The sequence below is a fragment of the Pseudomonas sp. St316 genome (assembly GCF_018325905.1).
GTDB lineage: Bacteria > Pseudomonadota > Gammaproteobacteria > Pseudomonadales > Pseudomonadaceae > Aquipseudomonas.
In genome coordinates, this window is the sequence record NZ_AP021901.1 from 1587447 (window position 1) to 1603928 (window position 16482).

9 protein-coding genes and 1 pseudogene are annotated in these 16482 nt (G+C 61.4%); 7 read left to right on the forward strand and 3 right to left on the reverse strand.

Features of this window, described 5'->3' with window-relative positions; genetic code table 11:
• Nucleotides 1-39 precede the first annotated feature (39 nt).
• Together KI237_RS07160 and KI237_RS30330 are read left to right on the forward strand one after the other, a co-directional pair.
• Nucleotides 40-5295, forward strand: a complete 5256-nt coding sequence (locus KI237_RS07160) for a beta strand repeat-containing protein (protein WP_502937082.1) — start codon at nt 40-42, stop codon at nt 5293-5295.
• Entirely contained in the window at nt 5292-5483 is a 192-nt protein-coding gene (locus tag KI237_RS30330; RefSeq protein ID WP_249410699.1) for a hypothetical protein, read from the forward strand. Before KI237_RS07160 ends, KI237_RS30330 begins: the two co-directional genes overlap by 4 nt.
• Before the next feature lie 197 nt (nt 5484-5680).
• Here the strand turns inward: KI237_RS30330 and KI237_RS07165 are convergent, their stop codons facing one another.
• Nucleotides 5681-8572, reverse strand: coding sequence for a ribonucleoside-diphosphate reductase subunit alpha (locus tag KI237_RS07165; RefSeq protein ID WP_212799362.1), 2892 nt, complete (start codon nt 8570-8572; stop codon nt 5681-5683).
• Nucleotides 8573-9338: 766 nt separating this feature from the next.
• Between KI237_RS07165 and KI237_RS07170 the strand changes: the two genes are divergently transcribed.
• Complete coding sequence (locus KI237_RS07170; RefSeq protein WP_212799363.1) at nt 9339-10061, forward strand: response regulator; 723 nt, start codon at nt 9339-9341, stop codon at nt 10059-10061.
• Nucleotides 10058-11666: pseudogene (locus tag KI237_RS07175) on the forward strand (ATP-binding protein). The gene KI237_RS07170 and the pseudogene KI237_RS07175 overlap by 4 nt, the downstream one beginning before the upstream one ends.
• A 132-nt stretch (nt 11667-11798) precedes the next feature.
• Here the strand turns inward: KI237_RS07175 and KI237_RS07180 are convergent.
• Both KI237_RS07180 and KI237_RS07185 read right to left on the reverse strand, forming a co-directional pair.
• Entirely contained in the window at nt 11799-12524 is a 726-nt protein-coding gene (locus KI237_RS07180; protein ID WP_212799364.1) for a 4'-phosphopantetheinyl transferase family protein, read from the reverse strand.
• A gap of 200 nt (nt 12525-12724) precedes the next feature.
• Nucleotides 12725-13513, reverse strand: coding sequence for a dienelactone hydrolase family protein (locus KI237_RS07185; RefSeq protein WP_212799365.1), 789 nt, complete (start codon nt 13511-13513; stop codon nt 12725-12727).
• A gap of 144 nt (nt 13514-13657) precedes the next feature.
• Here KI237_RS07185 and KI237_RS07190 point away from each other — a divergent pair, with 144 nt between their 5' ends.
• The 3 genes from KI237_RS07190 (at nt 13658) to KI237_RS07200 (ending at nt 16383) form a co-directional block, all read left to right on the forward strand.
• Nucleotides 13658-14257 carry a hypothetical protein gene (locus KI237_RS07190; RefSeq protein WP_063324738.1) on the forward strand — a complete coding sequence of 200 codons (600 nt, stop codon included), beginning with the start codon at nt 13658-13660 and terminating at the stop codon, nt 14255-14257.
• A gap of 105 nt (nt 14258-14362) precedes the next feature.
• Entirely contained in the window at nt 14363-15040 is a 678-nt protein-coding gene (locus KI237_RS07195) for a response regulator (RefSeq protein WP_212799366.1), read from the forward strand.
• Nucleotides 15037-16383, forward strand: a complete 1347-nt coding sequence (locus tag KI237_RS07200) for an ATP-binding protein (RefSeq protein ID WP_212799367.1) — start codon at nt 15037-15039, stop codon at nt 16381-16383. Before KI237_RS07195 ends, KI237_RS07200 begins: the two co-directional genes overlap by 4 nt.
• Nucleotides 16384-16482 lie beyond the last annotated feature (99 nt).

Here is a 16482-nt window from a genome sequence, read left to right on the forward strand (position 1 = left end):
GACGCACAACCGATTCATCAATAGGGCAAGGAAGAAATAATGGCAGTGATAAATGGGACATCGGGTACGGACACTCTGGTTGGGACTTCGAGCGCGGATGAGCTGTACGGGTTAGCAGGGAATGACTCGCTGAGTGGTGGGGACGGCAACGATTGGCTGGAGGGGGGCGCGGGCGCGGACGCCCTGAATGGAGGAACAGGTGTCGATACGGCGTCCTACGTGAATTCGACTGCAGGAGTGACAGTCAATCTAATCACAGGGACTGGCCTGGGAGGGGATGCTCAGGGCGATACATTGACGGCCATAGAAACCGTGGTCGGCTCATCCTTCAACGACAGGCTGACCGCCCAAGGCACCGGGAATACCCTCAGGGGCGGTGCCGGTGATGACGTTTACGTCATCGGCGGAACGTCGGTCAACGTCATCGAAGTGGCCGGCGAAGGCGATGACGAAATCCAGACGAGCCTCCTCAACCTGACGATGGCGGCCAACGTCGAACGCCTGACCTACACCGGCACGGGTAACTTCGTCGGTTACGGCAACGCCTCGGACAACATCATCACTGGCGGCGTGGGCAATGATTTCCTGCTCGGTGGTGCGGGGGCGGATCAGTTCATCGGCGGCGCCGGAACCGACACGGTCAGCTACACCGACAGTAACGTGGCGGTGAGCATCAACGCCAAGACCGGTGTGAACAGTGGCATTGCTGCTGGCGATACCTACGTGGGCATCGAAACGATCCAGGGTTCGCAGAACCACGATTCGTTTACCGCCAGCGAAGCGGCAGACCAGTTCGACGGTACCGGCGGCATCGATACCATTGACTACTCCACCTCGGCCAGTGCCGTGACCGTCAGCCTGGTTGCTGGCGTAGTGGGTGTCGGCGGTGATGCGCAAGGCGACAAACTGTCGAACTTCGAAACCGTGGTCGGCTCGTCCTTCAACGACAGGCTGACCGCCCAAGGCACCGGGAATACCCTCAGGGGCGGTGCCGGTGATGACGTTTACGTCATCGGCGGAACGTCGGTCAACGTCATCGAAGTGGCCGGCGAAGGCGATGACGAAATCCAGACGAGCCTCCTCAACCTGACGATGGCGGCCAACGTCGAACGCCTGACCTACACCGGCACGGGTAACTTCGTCGGTTACGGCAACGCCTCGGACAACATCATCACTGGCGGCGTGGGCAATGATTTCCTGCTCGGTGGTGCGGGGGCGGATCAGTTCATCGGCGGCGCCGGAACCGACACGGTCAGCTACACCGACAGTAACGTGGCGGTGAGCATCAACGCCAAGACCGGTGTGAACAGTGGCATTGCTGCTGGCGATACCTACGTGGGCATCGAAACGATCCAGGGTTCGCAGAACCACGATTCGTTTACCGCCAGCGAAGCGGCAGACCAGTTCGACGGTACCGGCGGCATCGATACCATTGACTACTCCACCTCGGCCAGTGCCGTGACCGTCAGCCTGGTTGCTGGCGTAGTGGGTGTCGGCGGTGATGCGCAAGGCGACAAACTGTCGAACTTCGAAACCGTGGTCGGCTCGTCCTTCAACGACAGGCTGACCGCCCAAGGCACCGGGAATACCCTCAGGGGCGGTGCCGGTGATGACGTTTACGTCATCGGCGGAACGTCGGTCAACGTCATCGAAGTGGCCGGCGAAGGCGATGATGAAATCCAGACGAGCCTCCTCAACCTGACGATGGCGGCCAACGTCGAACGCCTGACCTACACCGGCACGGGCAACTTCGTCGGTTACGGCAACGCCTCGGACAACATCATCACTGGCGGCGTGGGCAATGATTTCCTGCTCGGTGGTGCGGGTGCGGATCAGTTCATCGGCGGCGCCGGAACCGACACGGTCAGCTACACCGACAGTAACGTGGCGGTGAGCATCAACGCCAAGACCGGTGTGAACAGTGGCATTGCTGCTGGCGATACCTACGTGGGCATCGAAACGATCCAGGGTTCGCAGAACCACGATTCGTTTACCGCCAGCGAAGCGGCAGACCAGTTCGACGGTACCGGCGGCATCGATACCATTGACTACTCCACCTCGGCCAGTGCCGTGACCGTCAGCCTGGTTGCTGGCGTAGTGGGTGTCGGCGGTGATGCGCAAGGCGACAAACTGTCGAACTTCGAAACCGTGGTCGGCTCGTCCTTCAACGACAGGCTGACCGCCCAAGGCACCGGGCACACCCTCAGGGGCGGTGCCGGTGATGACGTTTACGTCATCGGCGGAACGTCGGTCAACGTCATCGAAGTGGCCGGCGAAGGCGATGATGAAATCCAGACGAGCCTCCTCAACCTGACGATGGCGGCCAACGTCGAACGCCTGACCTACACCGGCACGGGTAACTTCGTCGGTTACGGCAACGCCTCGGACAACATCATCACTGGCGGCGTGGGCAATGATTTCCTGCTCGGTGGTGCGGGGGCGGACCAGTTCATCGGCGGTGCCGGAACCGACACGGTCAGCTACACCGACAGTAACGTGGCGGTGAGCATCAACGCCAAGACCGGTGTGAACAGTGGCATTGCTGCTGGCGATACCTACGTGGGCATCGAAACGATCCAGGGTTCGCAGAACCACGATTCGTTTACCGCCAGCGAAGCGGCAGACCAGTTCGACGGTACCGGCGGCATCGATACCATTGACTACTCCACCTCGGCCAGTGCCGTGACCGTCAGCCTGGTTGCTGGCGTAGTGGGTGTCGGCGGTGATGCGCAAGGCGACAAACTGTCGAACTTCGAAACCGTGGTCGGCTCGTCCTTCAACGACAGGCTGACCGCCCAAGGCACCGGGAATACCCTCAGGGGCGGTGCCGGTGATGACGTTTACGTCATCGGCGGAACGTCGGTCAACGTCATCGAAGTGGCCGGCGAAGGCGATGACGAAATCCAGACGAGCCTCCTCAACCTGACGATGGCGGCCAACGTCGAACGCCTGACCTACACCGGCACGGGTAACTTCGTCGGTTATGGCAACGCCTCGGACAACATCATCACTGGCGGCGTGGGCAATGATTTCCTGCTCGGTGGTGCGGGGGCGGACCAGTTCATCGGCGGTGCCGGAACCGACACGGTCAGCTACACCGACAGTAACGTGGCGGTGAGCATCAACGCCAAGACCGGTGTGAACAGTGGCATTGCTGCTGGTGATACCTACGTGGGCATCGAAACGATCCAGGGTTCGCAGAACCACGACTCGTTTACCGCCAGCGAAGCGGCAGACCAGTTCGACGGTACCGGCGGCATCGATACCATCGACTACTCCACCTCGGCCAGTGCCGTGACCGTCAGCCTGATTGCTGGCGTAGTGGGTGTCGGCGGTGATGCGCAAGGCGACAAACTGTCGAACTTCGAAACCGTGGTCGGCTCGTCCTTCAACGACAGGCTGACCGCCCAAGGCACCGGGCACACCCTCAGGGGCGGTGCCGGTGATGACGTTTACGTCATCGGCGGAACGTCGGTCAACGTCATCGAAGTGGCCGGCGAAGGCGATGACGAAATCCAGACGAACCTCCTCAACCTGACGATGGCGGCCAACGTCGAACGCCTGACCTACACCGGCACGGGTAACTTCGTCGGTTATGGCAACGCCTCGGACAACATCATCACTGGCGGCGTGGGCAATGATTTCCTGCTCGGTGGTGCGGGTGCGGACCAGTTCATCGGCGGCGCCGGAACCGACACGGTCAGCTACACCGACAGTAACGTGGCGGTGAGCATCAACGCCAAGACCGGTGTGAACAGTGGCATTGCTGCTGGTGATACCTACGTGGGCATCGAAACGATCCAGGGTTCGCAGAACCACGATTCGTTTACCGCCAGCGAAGCGGCAGACCAGTTCGACGGTACCGGCGGCATCGATACCATCGACTACTCCACCTCGGCCAGTGCCGTGACCGTCAGCCTGGTTGCTGGTGTAGTGGGTGTCGGCGGTGATGCGCAAGGCGACAAACTGTCGAACTTCGAAACCGTGGTCGGCTCGTCCTTCAACGACAGGCTGACCGCCCAAGGCACCGGGAATACCCTCAGGGGCGGTGCCGGTGATGACGTTTACGTCATCGGCGGAACGTCGGTCAACGTCATCGAAGTGGCCGGCGAAGGCGATGATGAAATCCAGACGAACCTCCTCAACCTGACGATGGCGGCCAACGTCGAACGCCTGACCTACACCGGCACGGGCAACTTCGTCGGTTACGGCAATGCCTCGGACAACATCATCACTGGCGGCGTGGGCAATGATTTCCTGCTCGGTGGTGCGGGGGCGGACCAGTTCATCGGCGGCGCCGGAACCGACACGGTCAGCTACGCTGACAGCAGCGCGGGCTTGACCATCAACACGCAGACGGGCGTCCATACCGGGATCGCGGCGGGTGATACCTACAGCAGCATCGAAGTGATTACAGGCTCCAATTACAGTGATGTATTTGTCGGTGACGCAGGTGTCAATGTCTTCAATGGCGGCACGGGCATGGACATGCTGAGCTTTTCCAATGAAGGCTCAGGCATCACGCTGGATCTGAGTGTGCCTGTATTGACGGGTATCGCGGCAGGCGATAGCTACACCTCCATTGAGATTTTCCAAGGCACTGCCCAGGCCGATACTTTCACCGGCAGTACCGCCGCTGCGGAAAACTTTGTCGGTGGTGCAGGCGCCGACACGCTCAATGGCTTGGGCCGTGGTGACGGTGCCTGGTACCTGACCAGCAGCGCTGCTGTGCAGATCGACCTGCTCGCGGGAACCGCGTCGGGTGGTGACGCCCAAGGCGACGTGTTGGCCAATATCGATAATCTGATCGGCTCGCAATTCAACGACACGCTGACGGGCAACGCCTACTCGAACAAGCTGGAAGGTGGGGCGGGTAACGACTTGCTCTATGGCGGCGATGGCGATGACTTTATCTATGGCGGCATCGCCACGGATACCAGCGCTCTGGGATTGACGCCTTCCACCAGTGTCGAGGCCGATACGCTCTATGGCGGCAATGGCAATGACACCATGCGTAGCAGCGGTAACGACGCTGGCAGCGTGCTTTACGGCGAGGCTGGCAGTGACTCGTTGACGGTCTCTTCCGGTATTGCCTATGGCGGCGATGGTAACGACACCCTGACGGGAACCGGTTATGGCTATGAACTTCATGGTGGTGCGGGTTTTGACACCTTCAACATGAATGCGTCTGGTGACGCCTATGGCGGGGAGGGGGGGATGCCTACGTGGTCAACTCCAAAACCATGGTCGCCATTGAAGATACAGGAACGACAGGTGCCGATACCGTCACGTTGAGAAATATCCAGAGCGTCAACGACGTTCAGGTTATCAAGACCGATGCAGGCGCCTACATCTTCAACGCTGCCGATTACCAGAGCGGTAACCTGGACTCCGGTGTTTTCCTGAAGGACTGGTACGCAGGAAGCAACACCATCGAGACGTTCTTCACCAACAACGGCGACTCTTTCACCCTTCCGGTCTAAGCGCCATCTGGCCACCGCAGCATCCGTCGCTTTTCAGTGGATGTTGCGGTGAGATAAACACAAACGGCAAAGCCATAACCCTGGCTTTGCCGTTTTTTTTAGCGAACTTTCCCCGAGGCAAAAGAAAACCCCCGATAAACCAACGGTCTATCGGGGGCTTCTTTCAGCAGGCGCCTTTACGCGCCCACCCACTCAGCTTATTGGCAAGCTTCGCAATCCGGCTCGTCAATCGCGCAGGCCTTTGGCACTGGCGCCGGACCGGCGGGAGCCGCCAGGACCGAATCATCACCGTGGTTGCCGCCGCTGGAAACAGCGTTCAGCTTGCCGGTGTTGATGGTCGACTTCTCGGTGCTGGTCGCGGCCAGGGCACGGAGGTAGTAAGTGGTTTTCAGGCCACGGTACCAGGCCATGCGGTAGGTCACGTCCAGCTTCTTGCCCGAAGCGCCGGCGATGTACAGGTTCAGCGATTGAGCCTGGTCGATCCACTTCTGGCGACGGCTGGCGGCGTCGACGATCCACTTGGTGTCCACTTCGAACGCAGTGGCGTAGAGCTCTTTGAGCTCTTGCGGGATGCGTTCGATCTGCTGCACCGAACCGTCGTAGTACTTCAGGTCGTTGATCATGACCGAGTCCCACAGACCGCGGGCCTTGAGGTCGCGAACCAGGTACGGGTTGATCACGGTGAACTCGCCCGACAGGTTCGATTTCACATACAGGTTCTGGTAGGTCGGTTCGATCGACTGCGACACGCCAGTGATGTTGGCGATGGTGGCGGTCGGTGCGATGGCCATGATGTTGGAGTTACGGATGCCTTTCTGCACTCGGGCGCGAACCGGTGCCCAATCCAGGGATTCGTTCAGGTCAACGTCGATGTACTTCTGGCCGCGCTGGGCGATCAGGATCTGTTGCGAGTCCAGCGGCAGGATGCCCTGGGACCACAGCGAACCCTGGAACGTCTCGTAGGCGCCACGCTCGTCGGCCAGGTCGCAGGAAGCCTGGATCGCGTAGTAGCTGACCGCTTCCATGGACTTGTCGGCGAACTCGACCGCGGCATCGGAACCGTACGCAATGTGCTGCAGGTACAGCGCGTCCTGGAAGCCCATGATGCCCAAGCCAACCGGACGGTGCTTGAAGTTGGAGTTCTTCGCCTGTGGCACCGAGTAGTAGTTGATGTCGATCACGTTGTCGAGCATGCGCACGGCGGTGTTCACGGTGCGTTGCAGCTTGGCGGTGTCCAGCTTGCCGTCCTTGATGTGGTTCGGCAGGTTGATCGAGCCCAGGTTGCAGACCGCGATCTCATCTTTGTTGGTGTTCAGGGTGATCTCGGTGCACAGGTTCGAACTGTGGACCACGCCCACGTGCTGCTGCGGGCTGCGCAGGTTGCACGGGTCCTTGAAGGTCAGCCATGGGTGGCCGGTTTCGAACAGCATCGAGAGCATCTTGCGCCACAGGTCTTTGGCCTGGACGACTTTGAACAGCTTGATCTTGTTGTACTCGGTCAGGGCTTCGTAGTACTCGTAGCGCTCTTCGAAAGCCTTGCCGGTCAGGTCGTGCAGGTCCGGTACTTCGGATGGCGAGAACAGGGTCCACTTGCCGTCATCGAAGACGCGCTTCATGAACAGGTCAGGGATCCAGTTGGCGGTGTTCATGTCGTGGGTACGACGACGGTCATCACCGGTGTTCTTGCGCAGCTCGATGAACTCTTCGATGTCCATGTGCCAGGTTTCCAGGTAGGCACAGACCGCGCCCTTGCGCTTGCCGCCCTGGTTGACCGCGACGGCGGTGTCGTTGACCACTTTGAGGAACGGCACGACGCCCTGGGATTTGCCGTTGGTGCCCTTGATGTACGAGCCCAATGCGCGAACCGGAGTCCAGTCGTTGCCCAGGCCACCCGCGAATTTCGACAGCATGGCGTTGTCGTGGATGGCGCCGTAGATGCCCGACAGGTCATCCGGAACGGTGGTCAGGTAGCAGCTCGACAGCTGTGGACGCAGGGTGCCGGCGTTGAACAGGGTCGGGGTCGAGGCCATGTAGTCGAAGGACGACAACAGGTTGTAGAACTCGATCGCACGGTCTTCGCGCTGCTTCTCTTCGATCGCCAGGCCCATGGCCACGCGCATGAAGAAGATCTGCGGCAGTTCGAAACGCACGCCATCCTTGTGGATGAAGTAACGGTCGTACAGGGTTTGCAGGCCCAGGTAGGTGAACTGCTGGTCGCGCTCGTGGTTGATCGCCTTGCCGAGTTTTTCCAGGTCGAATTCGGCCAGGACCGGGTTCAGCAATTCGAACTCGATACCCTTGGCAACATAAGCTGGCAACGCCTTGGCGTACAGGTCGACCATTTCGTGGTGGGTCGCGCTCTCGGCGACTTCCAGGAAGCTCAGGCCTTCGGCACGCAGGGTGTCCATCAGCAGGCGGGCGGTCACGAAGGAGTAGTTCGGTTCGCGCTCCACCAGGGTCCGCGCGGTCATCACCAGCGCCGTGTTGACGTCCTTGAGGGCAACGCCGTCATAGAGGTTTTTCAGGGTTTCGCGCTGGATCAGGTCGCCATCGACTTCTTCCAGGCCTTCGCAGGCCTCGGTGACGATGGTGTTCAGGCGGCCCATGTCCAGCGGCGCCAGGCTGCCGTCGGCGCGGGCGATGCGGATCGACGGGTGGGCCTGCACCGGGGCGTCGGCCGGGGTGCGGATGGCGCGTTCCTTGGCGCGGGAGTCACGGTAGATCACGTAGTCGCGGGCCACTTTCTGCTCGCCGGCACGCATCAGGGCCAGTTCGACCTGGTCCTGGATTTCTTCGATGTGGATGGTGCCGCCCGAGGGCATGCGACGCTTGAAGGTTGCGCTGACCTGTTCGGTCAGGCGGGCCACGGTGTCGTGGATTCGCGACGAAGCGGCAGCGGTGCCGCCTTCAACTGCGAGAAACGCTTTGGTGATGGCGACGGTAATCTTGTCATCGGTGTAAGGAACGACAGTGCCGTTACGCTTGATCACACGCAGTTGGCCCGGCGCGGTGGCGGACAGATCCGAGTTCGAATCGGCGGCCAGCGGCGCGGTGCCCTGCGGGTTCTCGCGAGTTGTGTCGGTGTGCATGGGTGTCTCCACGTTCTCTATGTTTGTTTGGGCACCATCACGGTGCCCACCGTTCCGTCCTGAAGCACTACAACCGACTGGCGCCGGGCATAACAACTTCGGGACAGTAGGAAGCAGGCGTTTAATGCCGCTTCCATCCGAAGTCTCAGGTTGCGAGCGGGGCTCGAAACCGGGTTGCCGGGGTGGCAGCAATTGACTGCAACACCCGTACCGTTTCGGTCGTTTTCGACCTTGAAACAGTTGCCATCCGCAGGGGCGGTCTGGGCTTGGGGAAATACGGTGTTTCAGCTGGACAGAAGCAAGAAAAGCGCTTGAATTCTCTGCCCGACTTGTGTTTGGTTTTTGGCCTGAAACCCTACATGTAGGGTTTTTTGCGCGGCGGGCTACAAGATAATGCGTTTTGGGGGGTATGCAACGTACTACCTGTGGATAAGCCTGTGCGTAATTTGTGTGCGAAACGTGGAACTGCTCTGTAGGCCGCGACCTAGCTGGAGTGGACCTTTTTTCATCGGTTTTGACGATCCGAAAACAGTTCGATGGTTTTTTCGGGCGCGGACGTTACCACATAAAACCCAGCCGATCGAAACGCATTTGTTCGCTTGTTTTCTGCGCAGGCCACGTTTATACAATCGGCCCATGCATGGGTGTGTTTATCCTCCTTTAACATGACAAAAAGAGGGGATGTTCTGTATTTGAAGGTGCTCTTTGTGGTGAGGGGATTTGTGCTGATCCTTCCTTTTATATTCGCAGCAAGACGAGGCCCTCAGTGGAACAAGAAGCCTGGCAGGTATTGATCGTCGAGGATGACCAGCGTCTGGCCGAGCTGACCCGGGAATATCTCGAAAGCAACGGGCTGCGTGTCGCCATCGAAGGCGACGGCGCGGTGGCGGCGGCGCGGATCATTGCCGAGCAACCGGACCTGGTGATCCTCGACCTGATGCTGCCCGGCGAAGACGGCCTGAGCATCTGTCGCAAGGTGCGCGGGCATTATGACGGGCCGATCCTGATGCTCACCGCCCGCACCGACGACACCGATCAGATCCAGGGTCTGGACCTGGGCGCCGATGATTACGTCTGCAAGCCGGTTCGACCGCGTTTGCTCTTGGCGCGCATCCAGGCCCTGCTGCGGCGCAGCGAACCGGAGCCGAGCGCCGCGCAGAAGCCGCGGCGCCTGCAATTCGGTCCGTTGGTGGTCGACGACGCCCTGCGCGAAGCCTGGTTGCAGGGTAACGGTATCGAGCTGACCAGCGCCGAATTCGACCTGCTGTGGCTGCTGGTGTCCAATGCCGGGCGCATCCTGTCCCGGGAAGAAATCTTCACTGCCCTGCGCGGCATCGGTTATGACGGCCAGGACCGTTCCATTGACGTGCGCATTTCACGCATCCGCCCCAAGATCGGCGACGACCCGGACCATCCACGGCTGATCAAGACCATTCGCAGCAAAGGCTACCTGTTCGTTCCTGAAGCTTGCGTAGACCTGGCACCGTGAACTCGATCTTCCTGCGTATTTGGGGGCATGTGTGCGGCACTGGTGCTGGTGGCGGTCCTCGGTGTGCTGGCCCTGCATCTGCTCAACCAGACCCGCAGCGAGCAATACCGCGAGCGTCTGGCCCACGGCACCTTTTCGTTGATGGCCGACAACCTGCGGCCGATGAACGACACCGAGCGGCACCGGGCTTTGCTGGTGTGGGAGCGCCTGCTGGGCATTCCCCTGGCGTTGCAGACCTTTGCCCAGACCGACCTCGACCTTGGCCAGCGTACCCGCGTATTGCGCGGCCAGGCGTTGGTCGAACAGACCGGGCCGCATGCGGCGAAAGTCTATCGGCTGGTCAGCGATGGCGAGCAATTGATGTTGGTGGGGGAGGTCCAGCAGATCAGCGAACAACTGGCCCGCGCGACCATCTACCTGTTGGCTGATGAGCTGGTGCGTTATCCGGTGGCCGAACAACCCAAACGGCTGGCGCAACTGGCGCAGGAAAAAGGTTTTGGTTTCGATCTGCGACTCATGACCGCCGAGCAGGCGGACATGGACGAAGACCAGCGCCGTCGAGTGTCCGAGGGCGATACGGTGATGGCGTTGGGCAAGGGCGGCGACTCCATCCGGGTCTTCGCTGGCATGGTCGGCACGCCGTGGGTGCTGGAGATCGGCCCGCTGTACCAGATGAACCCTTATCCGCCGCAATGGCTGGTGCTGATCGCGGCACTGGGCTTGAGCCTGATCGGCTTGATCGTCTACCTGCTGGTGCGCCAACTGGAGCAGCGCTTGCGTGGCCTGGAGTCGGCCGCCACCCAGATTGCCCAGGGCAGCCTGGAAACCCGGGTGCCAGCCCGAGGTGCCGACTCGGTGGGGCGACTGGCTGCGGCGTTCAATGGCATGGCCGAGCACCTGCAGCAACTGTTGGCGATCCAGCGTGAGCTGGTGCGGGCGGTGTCCCACGAATTGCGCACCCCGGTGGCGCGCCTGCGCTTCGGCCTGGAAATGCTCGGCAGCGCCAGCACGTCCCAGGCCCGGGACAAATACCTGGCGGGCATGGACCACGACATCGAAGACCTGGATCGGCTGGTGGACGAAATGCTCACCTATGCGCGGCTGGAACAGGGTTCGCCGGCCCTGAATTTCCAGCGGGTGGACCTGGATGCGCTGGTCAATCAAGTGATCGATGAACTGGGGCCGTTGCGGGCCGGGATCACGGTCGAGCGCGGTCTGTGCTTGTCGGCCGCCGATTGCGACGGCGCCTGGGTCGAAGCCGAGCCACGTTTTCTGCATCGTGCCCTGCAGAACCTGGTGGGCAACGCCATGCGTCACGCCAGTTCCCGGGTCACCGTCAGCTATCAGGTGGGCCAGTTGCGCTGTCGGGTGGATGTTGAAGACGACGGGCCCGGCGTGCCGGAAGCGGCATGGGAGCGGATTTTCAAACCTTTCCTGCGCCTGGACGACAGCCGCGCCCGGGCGTCGGGCGGCCATGGGCTGGGGCTGTCGATCGTGCGACGGATCATCCACTGGCATGACGGCCGGGCGCTGATCGGCAAGAGCAAGAGCCTGGGTGGGGCCTGTTTCAGCTTGAGTTGGCCGAGGCATCAGGACAGGTCTTGAGGGCGCGGGTGAATGGTAGGCCGCCATCGCGGGCAAGCCTTGCTCCCACAGCAAGCCACATTTAAATGAGGGAGAACTGATCGGTGGGAGCAAGGCTTGCCCGCGATGAGGCCCGTCCAAACACCCAGGATCTCAGGCGCTGATCCCCACCAGGCTCAATAGCTGCCCATCCTTCACCGCGAACTGCGCCTGCAGCTCACTGCCATGGCGCCACTCGGTCGACAGGTCCGTCAGCAGGCGCAGGCGCACCTGTCCATCGCGTGTCCAATCCAGTACCTCGGCATGCTCGAAATAAAAGCGCTGCCTGACGATGGGGTACAGCGCCTTGAACAGGCTTTCCTTCACTGAAAAGGTCAGGGTCACCAGCAAGGCACGGTCATCGCGCGCGAGTTGGGTCATGCGCTGCAACTCTGGCGAGGTGAGGATTTCACCGGCCAGGCGCTCGGCGCGTTCGGGATCGAGGAGGTTTTCCACGTCCATGCCCAGCCCTTGCCAGTGCTCTTTTTTCGCGACAATGGCCGCTGCCCGACCCGTGCTGTGGGTGATCGAACCGCTGACATGCGCCGGCCACACAGGCGCGCGGTCTTCGCCGATGGCCGGCACGCAGGCCAGGCCGTCGAGCCGCTGCAAGGCCGCCCGGGCGCAGATCCGCCCGGCCAGGAATTCTGCCTGGCGCTTGGCGACCGAGCGCTGGATGCTTGCCGGAGGCTCGATGGCACTGCTTGAGAAGTCGGCGCCCACCAGCAACAACGGGTCGAAGCGCGTGCTCAGCAGCACCGTATCGGACAGGGCATCGGGCAAGAGCCAATGCTCATCCAAAGGCGAGCAGCAGGCGGGCAGGGTGGGGAGTGTATTCATGCCGGGCATTTTGCCGGGTTGGCTGGAGCCTGGGTAGTGGGCGTGTGCGTATGGGCGCAGAACAAGCTTGTGTGGCGAGGGAGCTTGCTTTGGGAGCAAGGCTTGCCCGCGATGAAGGCGATGTGGTCCTCCAGAAATCGAGTCGCCTGGGTCGCGAGCAAGCTTTGCTCCCACAATTCCCTCGCCACAAGGGGGATGTATTAGAAGATTTTCTTGAAGAACGCCTGCATATCCGCCCACGACTTTTCATCGGCCGCCTTGTTGTAGCCGATGTCCGGCCCGCCATGCTCGCCGTGGCTCAGGCGGTCGGCGTCAGGGTTGCTGAAGCCATGCTTGGCACCTTCGAGGCTGACGAATTTATAGTCGGCGCCGGCCTTGTCCATCTCGCTCTTGAACGCGGTGACGTTGTCCTGGGTGACCATGCTGTCCAGGGCGCCATGCTCGACCAGCACCTTGGCCTTGACGCTGCCAGGCGTTGCCGGGGTATTAGTCACCAGCGCACCGTGGAAGCTCACCACGCCGGCCAGCGGCACACCCTGGCGCGCGGCATCGAGCACCACCTTGCCGCCGAAGCAGTAGCCGATGGCGGCGAGTTTGTCTGGATCGGTCTGGGGCTGTTTCTTCAGCAGGTCGAGACCGGCCTGGAAGCGGGCGCTGGCCGCCTTGCCGTCCTTGAGCGCCGCCTGCATGAAGGCCATGGCGTCGTTGGGGTGCTCGGTGTTCTTGCCGTCGCCGTACATGTCGATGGCCAGGGCGCTGTAGCCCAGGCCGGCGAGGTCACGGGCACGGCGCTTGGCGTAGTCGTTCAGTCCCCACCATTCATGCACCACCACCACGCCCGGGCGCGGGCCTTTGACGGCGTCGTCATACGCGTAATAGCCGATCAGCTTGGTGCCGTCGGCAGTGGTGTAGGGGAATTCCTGGGTCTGGATGGCGGCGTGGCTCACGCCGCTCATGGCCAGGAGTACAACAGCAAGCAGCCTGCGCATGACGGATCTCCTTATAAAAGTGGTCCGCACAGATTAGCCGATTCATTCAGCGCAGGTTCAGAGAACGTTCAAGGGGTGTTCAGGGACCGCTGGTTAAGGTGACCACGACTTCACAAAACATCCACGCTGCACAGGAACTTGATCATGACTGCTATGAAAAAACTGCTGTTGGCTTTCACCGTGCTGGGCGCCAGTGCCTTGGCCCACGCCGATGACAACTTCGCCAGCCTGACCCTTGGCCAGACCAGCGACAAGGTTAAGAAATCCAACGCCTTGGACAGCGCCCTGAACAACCCGAACGCCGACGGCGTCATCGGCAAGGACACCACGTATGGCCTGCGACTGGGCAAGCAAAACGACCAGGGCCGCTACTACGCCACCTACGACAACGTCTCGGGCACCCACAACGGCATCAAGCTGCGCCAGGAAAACCTGCTGGGCAGCTACGATGTGTTCTATCCGGTCACCAGCAGCACCAAGCTGTTCGGTGGCGGCACGGCGGGCCTGACCAAGCTGACCCAGGATTCTCCCGGCTTCAGCCGCGACAGCGACATCGGCTATGCCGTGGGTTTGCAGGGAGGCGTCCTGCAACAAATTTCGCAAAACACCTCGGTTGAACTGGGTTACCGTTACCTGCGCAGCAACGCCAGCACCGAGATGAGCCCGCACGGTGGCGACAAGGTCGGCTCGCTGGACCTGACCAGCAGCGCCCAGACGTACCTGTCCGCCAACTACACCTTCTAAGCGGCCGTAGGTGGGCGTATCCAGCCGGATCGTCGAAGACGATCCGGCGCCTTTCGTTGACGTGCGCCGCACTGGATTGTTTGATTTGCCCTGGGGAGAGGCTCCATGAAATTACTGGTCGTCGAAGACGAAGCGTTGTTGCGTCACCACCTGCAAACCCGTCTCGCCGACAGCGGCCACGTGGTGCAGGCCGTGGCCAACGCCGAAGAGGCTTTGTATCAGGTTCGGGAATTCAACCATGACCTGGCGGTGATCGACCTGGGCCTGCCGGGTATCAGCGGGCTGGAACTGATTCGCCGGCTGCGCTCACAGGACAAGACGTTTCCGATCCTGATCCTCACCGCCCGCGGCAACTGGCAGGACAAGGTCGAAGGCCTGGCCGCCGGTGCCGACGACTACGTGGTCAAGCCGTTTCAGTTCGAAGAGCTGGAGGCCCGGTTGAACGCCTTGTTGCGCCGCTCCAGTGGTTTTACCCAATCGACCATCGTTGCCGGTCCATTGCTGCTCGACCTCAACCGCAAGCAAGCGTCCCTCGATGAGGAACCGCTGGCATTGACTGCCTACGAGTACCGCATCCTCGAATACCTCATGCGCCATCACCAGCAAGTGGTGGCCAAGGACCGCTTGATGGAGCAGCTTTACCCCGATGACGACGAGCGTGATCCCAATGTCATCGAAGTGCTGGTCGGGCGCTTGCGCCGCAAGCTGGAAGCCCCGGCCGGCTTCAAGCCCATCGATACCGTGCGCGGCCTGGGTTACCTGTTCAACGAGCGCTGCCAGTGATTCGTTCGCTTCGCCTGCGGTTGATGCTGGCTGCCATGACCCTGGCGGCGCTGTTCATGCTGGCATTGTTGCCGGCCATGCAAGGCGCGTTCAGCCTGGCGTTGCAGGAATCCATCGAGCAACGCCTGGCCTCGGACGTGACCACGCTGATTTCCGCCGCCCGAGTGGAAAACAACCGCTTGAAGATGCCGGCGCAGTTGCCCGATGAGCGCTTCAACCTCGCCGATGCCCGCCTGCTGGGCTACATCTACGATCGTGAGGGGCGGCTGGTGTGGCGGTCGAAGGCCACCCAGGAAGAAAACATCAATTACACGCCGCGCTATGACGGCCAGGGCAATCAGTTCGCGCGCATTCGCGAGAACGACGGCCAGGAGTTTTTTGTCTATGACGTCGAGATCAAGCTGCTCGGCGGCCAGAGCGCGGCGTTCAGCATCGTCACCCTGCAACCGGTGCGCGATTACGAAGTCACGCTGCAAGGGCTACGGGACAATCTCTACCTGGGCTTTGGCGCGGCCCTGGTGGTGTTGCTGGCGTTGTTGTGGATCGGCCTGACCTGGGGCCTTCGGGCGCTGCGGCGCCTGAGCCAGGAACTGGACGAAATCGAAAGCGGGGCCCGGGAAAGTCTCAGCACCGAACATCCCCGGGAGCTATTACGCCTGACCGGCTCCCTCAACCGCCTGCTGTACAGCGAGCGGGAGCAACGCAGCCGTTATCGCGATTCCCTCGATGACCTGGCCCACAGCTTGAAGACCCCGTTGGCGGTGTTGCAGGGTGTCAGCGAGGACATGGCCCGGCGCCCCGAGGACCGTGGACAGGCTTGGGTGCTGCAATCCCAGATCGAGCGCATGAGCCAGCAGATCGGCTACCAGTTGCAGCGTGCCAGCCTGCGCAAAAGCGGGCTGGTGCGCCATCAGGTGCGCTTGCGCCCGGTGCTGCAAAGCCTGTGTGACACCCTGGACAAGGTCTATCGCGACAAACGGGTCCATCTAAGCTTCGATCTGCCGGAGCACTGCCAGCTGCCGATCGAACAGGGCGCCTTGCTGGAGATGCTCGGCAACCTGCTGGAGAACGCCTATCGGCTGTGCCTGGGCGAGGTGCGCGTCAGCGTGCATCAGACCCTTGGCGGCACGGAGTTGAGTGTCGAGGACGATGGGCCGGGCGTGCCACCGGATCAACGTGCGCGGATTCTCCAGCGGGGCGAGCGACTGGATCGCCAGCATCCGGGGCAGGGAATCGGACTGGCGGTGGTGAAAGACATCATCGAGAGCTACGGCGCCAAGTTGACCCTGGGGGATTCAGAGCTGGGTGGGGCAGCGTTCCGGATTCATTTTCCGGTGGTTTGACAGAGAGTCATGGGTGTTGCCACTGGCCCTATCGCGAGCAAGCTCGCTCCCACAAGAGGGGGCATGAACGCCGAAAATCCAGTGTGGGAGCGAGCTTGC

What these genes read in the sequence shown, in the direction of transcription:
- KI237_RS07160 (WP_502937082.1), top strand. Translation starts at nt 40, where the DNA reads ATGGCAGTGATAAATGGGACATCGGGTACGGACACTCTGGTTGGGACT.
- KI237_RS07165 (WP_212799362.1), bottom strand. Translation starts at nt 8,572, where the DNA reads ATGCACACCGACACAACTCGCGAGAACCCGCAGGGCACCGCGCCGCTG.
- KI237_RS07180 (WP_212799364.1), bottom strand. Translation starts at nt 12,524, where the DNA reads ATGAATACACTCCCCACCCTGCCCGCCTGCTGCTCGCCTTTGGATGAG.
- KI237_RS07185 (WP_212799365.1), bottom strand. Translation starts at nt 13,513, where the DNA reads ATGCGCAGGCTGCTTGCTGTTGTACTCCTGGCCATGAGCGGCGTGAGC.
- KI237_RS07190 (WP_063324738.1), top strand. Translation starts at nt 13,658, where the DNA reads ATGACTGCTATGAAAAAACTGCTGTTGGCTTTCACCGTGCTGGGCGCC.
- KI237_RS07195 (WP_212799366.1), top strand. Translation starts at nt 14,363, where the DNA reads ATGAAATTACTGGTCGTCGAAGACGAAGCGTTGTTGCGTCACCACCTG.